Genomic DNA, 3,739 nt, shown 5'->3' with positions numbered 1-3,739 from the left:
ATATCGGATTTAAGATAGATAAGCAGTTCCCCTGTAGGTTTGATTTCTACGAGTTCACAACCTTGTTTTTTAGCTTCTCTTAAAGCGCGTGCAATGGCTGGTTGCGTTATAGCAGCTGGACGAGGCGCCATATCTTTTCTCCTTACATTGAGATGCAATTCACGTGTGGCGTGAATCACGCATTACTTGAAAGTGTTAAGAAGGGTGGGGGTGCTCGTAGATATGCGGGGAACAAAACACCCCCATAAGGTTAAGCAGCTTTTGTTGAGAGTTGTTTTATCTCTCGTTCTATCTCTGCTAAAAAGGTTTCAACAGCTTGATTGATCTGTTTAATTTGTTGATCATCACGGAGAATACGCTTGACTTTCATGCGTAAGTGAAAGAATTCCCCCGTAAAACGTGGGTCATAGCTTACGAAATCACACCATTTTCGTTCTGTACAAGCCATTTGGAATTGCATTTGTGCGTGATATTCTGGTTTGATTTCGTCACCTATACAAAAGCGCATATGTGTTACTGATCTCGGGCATTTGACTTCGATTAAACCGTCTTCTCCAATGAGACCATCGGGGCTAGCCCCCGCCATTTCTATTGTGGGGTGTTGGATAAAGCCGCATTTTGTTATATCGGCATCATAAATGAAGCCATATTCTCTCAAGGCATCATCTTCATGCTCAATACCCCATCTCATATCTTCAGTTTCATAATAGGGGCTTGTTTCTCTTGTTAAACGTTCTGTTATGAGTTTGATTTTGTAGTCTTCATATTTGCTCGTAGGCAATCCTTTTGTAGTTTTACTGAGTACGCTGTAAATGTTTGATGCGGTGACTTTACCCAAGCGCGCTTGAAACCATTCTGCTGTTCTTTGTTCCATATCACACCGCCGTTCTTTGTTCTTGTGGTACATATTCTATATCTTGGACGTGAATATATTCGGCATCTTGTATAGGAACGTATGTTTTCTCTTGTGGTGGGAGAGATTGTAGAGCGCTTTCTCTTTGAATTCTTGGCTTGCTTTCTAATATTTTCAAAACGTCGTCTGCTGTTTCACAAGACATATCTGTTAGCTTTTCTACTTTTGCATAAGAGAGAAGCTTATTTTTATCCGATTCTGTTTGTTCGATTAATTCTTCGATTTGCTTTATCTGTTTAGAGGAAACTTTTTGATTATTTGTATCGTCTTCTTTGGCTTGCATTTGACCATCTGTATCGTCTTCTTTACTTGCTAAATTAAGAAGCATGCCTAATAGGTATCTTCGTGCGTAGGTAAGTGTGGAACCAAGTGATTGTATGCTATTTTTAGAGCCTGTACTGTCAATTGGAAATGTTCCTTCTGTTGATATTTCATTGCCTGAAGGATGAGACAGAGTTATTTCTATGGTAACATTTTTTTCTGTTTGATTTTTAATACGATAAAACAAAGCAAATTTGTATGTTGCAAGTCCGTCTTTTACAGCATCAATGTACTGATCAAGTGTAGCGTATTTGCTGTTTGTATGTTTATTAATGGCGTTTTGTTCGATATTTTTATATGCCATTTGCACAGCCGAAAGATCACGGACAAAATTTTGGCGCTCTTGTCGTTTTATCTCTTGTTCTCTTAAATCAAGAAGACGCTCTAAGCGATCCATATCGACGTCACTGTCTAAGGCTTTATTTAAAATACGTTCCATGACAGTTTGTTCGACGGCTAAATGATGTGTTTCTTCAATTTCTATTAGGTTAGTGTTTTGTTCACTCATCTTGATTTCCTACATTGCGCGCAATTCCCCCGTGGCGTGAATCACGCTTGTGTTAAAAGGCTGGTTGGTTGTTAAATTTTTATGTCTTGAGGAATTCTCGTGTTTCCGCGAATATTAGCTAATCCACGAATTTCGGCATTTCTAAAGATCTTGACTGCGTCATAAATGCGAGCACTATCATAAACTTTTGCATCTCCAAAAATCTCAACATTTCCATAATTAATATCATCCTCATACGTGAAATTGGAGCATGATATAATGACATCACCATAAACTTTAGCATTGTTATAAATGAGAGCAGGACCACAAATTATTGCGTTCCCATATACACGAGCATTGTCGTAAATGTGGGCACTATTCTTTATTCGTGCATTCTCAAAAACTGCTGCGTCACCATAAATGAGTGCGCTATTGTAAACTTCTGCATCACCGTAAACATGAGATTTGTCGCGAACAACAGCATCACCAAAAACATGTGCACTACCAGAAACTTCGGCATTACCAAAAACAACAGCACGACTGTAAACTTGTGCATCAGAATAAACTGAAGCATTTCCACTAATACAGGCGCCATCAAATATCTTGGCATTATGAAAAATGGTAGCGCTTTCAAGCACCTTGGCATCATCATAGACCCAGCAATTGCCATCATGACCTAAGTTATATTCCTTTTCAATAAAGCCACCAAGATCTCCTTTTTTGACATCATCAAAATCCCTTAAAGCACGAATGCGGTGAAGTGTTCTGCCATCAAACTCAATTGTTTCATCAGTAAGTTCGTATTTCTTTTTTATCATAATAACTTTCTCTTAATGCATGCTTTGTCTTTTAAGCTCTTGAGACAGCACACCAATTCCTTTTGCTGTGATTTTTGCTGCGGGTATAACTTTTTCTGTCCCCTCTGTTGTTTGAATAGTGTATGTAGAACAATCCATTAGTCCTTTTTGGATTTTATCCTGATAAGGCAATAAGTGAGCCCCGAAAGTGCGTCGATACACCCATCCTTTTTTCTGTAGGAAGAGAATGAATTGTTTTGGTTGCATTTCGAGCACTTTAGCGGCTTCAGTAAGACCGAAGAGCCCATCAGAGCGTTGTAAGCTTTCAAGAGCCATGGCTTTTGGTTTTAAATCTTCAATGATAGTATCTTTTTGACTTATTTGACCTTGTAGGTAATTCAAAAAGCCAATCATCGCTTGTGGACTTGAGTAATCGATTTGTGGTGTAACAACTTGCTTTGCACGCCGCTCGCATTCAATAAAATATTGACGGGCTTGTTTACCTTTCTTATTGTTTTCAAGCATAGAAAGCTCTTTGGCTACGCTTAGAGTTAGATGATAGTCTTTACGATTGTGACCACCCCTTCCTTTGCTTCCCAAAATAGGGAAGCAAACAAAGTCTTGATTTTCTACCAAATTATATTTGTTGATACGTTCAGTAATCCAGTCCGCAAATTTTTTACCTACTTCTAAAAAACTATGCAAATCACGTGCGTTGACTGTTTGAACGCTTTCTTCGTTAATGGTGTTATTTGTAATAGTGATAGGATTATCCATTTTTATAATCTCTTTGAATTACCAATATTGATAAGAGAAGGTGGCGTCTTTTAAAAACGCCTTTAGCTTTTAAAGCACATCACAAGGACGCAAACGGTGTTGTTGTTCGTAAGAACCATACATTGCATCATCATATTCGCGCTGTTTTATATCATCTAAAAAAAAACCGTATGCTGTGCTGTGTAGAATAAAATCGTGAGGAATGTTTCCGTTGAAACACTGCTCTTCACATTCTTTAAGATAGAATTCGGCAATATCTTCAGAGATATCTTCGCAACGATTAGTCGTTGGTTCAATACGCAAAATTTGGACAGCATTATCGGCTTGGTCGATAAATTTGATCATGTCACTTTCTTCTAAGAAAGGACCAGATTTAGCGAGATTTTGCTCTTCATTTTCGCACATCACTAAGAGAATTTCATCAGAATTTATAAACACTGGTTT

At 38.1% G+C, this 3,739-nt stretch carries 5 protein-coding genes; all 5 read right to left on the bottom strand.

What is annotated here, in order from left to right:
- Nucleotides 1–250: 250 nt before the first annotated feature.
- Nucleotides 251–874 (bottom strand): lambda exonuclease family protein, encoded by a 624-nt coding sequence (locus ACFIK0_RS08905; protein ID WP_375663853.1) that lies wholly within the window; start codon nt 872–874, stop codon nt 251–253.
- Nucleotide 875: 1 nt separating this feature from the next.
- Nucleotides 876–1,742 (bottom strand): ERF family protein, encoded by an 867-nt coding sequence (locus tag ACFIK0_RS08900; RefSeq protein ID WP_375663852.1) that lies wholly within the window; start codon nt 1,740–1,742, stop codon nt 876–878.
- 71 nt (nt 1,743–1,813) lie between these two features.
- Nucleotides 1,814–2,539 (bottom strand): hypothetical protein, encoded by a 726-nt coding sequence (locus ACFIK0_RS08895; protein ID WP_375663851.1) that lies wholly within the window; start codon nt 2,537–2,539, stop codon nt 1,814–1,816.
- Between the two features lie 12 nt (nt 2,540–2,551).
- Entirely contained in the window at nt 2,552–3,295 is a 744-nt protein-coding gene (locus ACFIK0_RS08890; protein ID WP_375631926.1) for an antA/AntB antirepressor family protein, read from the bottom strand.
- 69 nt (nt 3,296–3,364) lie between these two features.
- The coding region (locus ACFIK0_RS08885; RefSeq protein ID WP_375654937.1) for a hypothetical protein at nt 3,365–3,739 on the bottom strand (375 nt) is incomplete at its 5' end.

Origin of the sequence: Bartonella sp. CL63NXGY (genome assembly GCF_042194905.1) — a bacterium.
Taxonomy (GTDB): domain Bacteria; phylum Pseudomonadota; class Alphaproteobacteria; order Rhizobiales; family Rhizobiaceae; genus Bartonella.
The sequence above is the reverse complement of the archived record's forward strand: the minus strand, read 5'-3'. Positions and strand labels throughout refer to the sequence as shown.

Excerpts from the sequence above, each read along its gene's own strand:
- ACFIK0_RS08905 (WP_375663853.1), bottom strand. The coding sequence starts at position 874 with ATGGAACAAAGAACAGCAGAATGGTTTCAAGCGCGCTTGGGTAAAGTC.
- ACFIK0_RS08900 (WP_375663852.1), bottom strand. The coding sequence starts at position 1,742 with ATGAGTGAACAAAACACTAACCTAATAGAAATTGAAGAAACACATCAT.
- ACFIK0_RS08895 (WP_375663851.1), bottom strand. The coding sequence starts at position 2,539 with ATGATAAAAAAGAAATACGAACTTACTGATGAAACAATTGAGTTTGAT.
- ACFIK0_RS08890 (WP_375631926.1), bottom strand. The coding sequence starts at position 3,295 with ATGGATAATCCTATCACTATTACAAATAACACCATTAACGAAGAAAGC.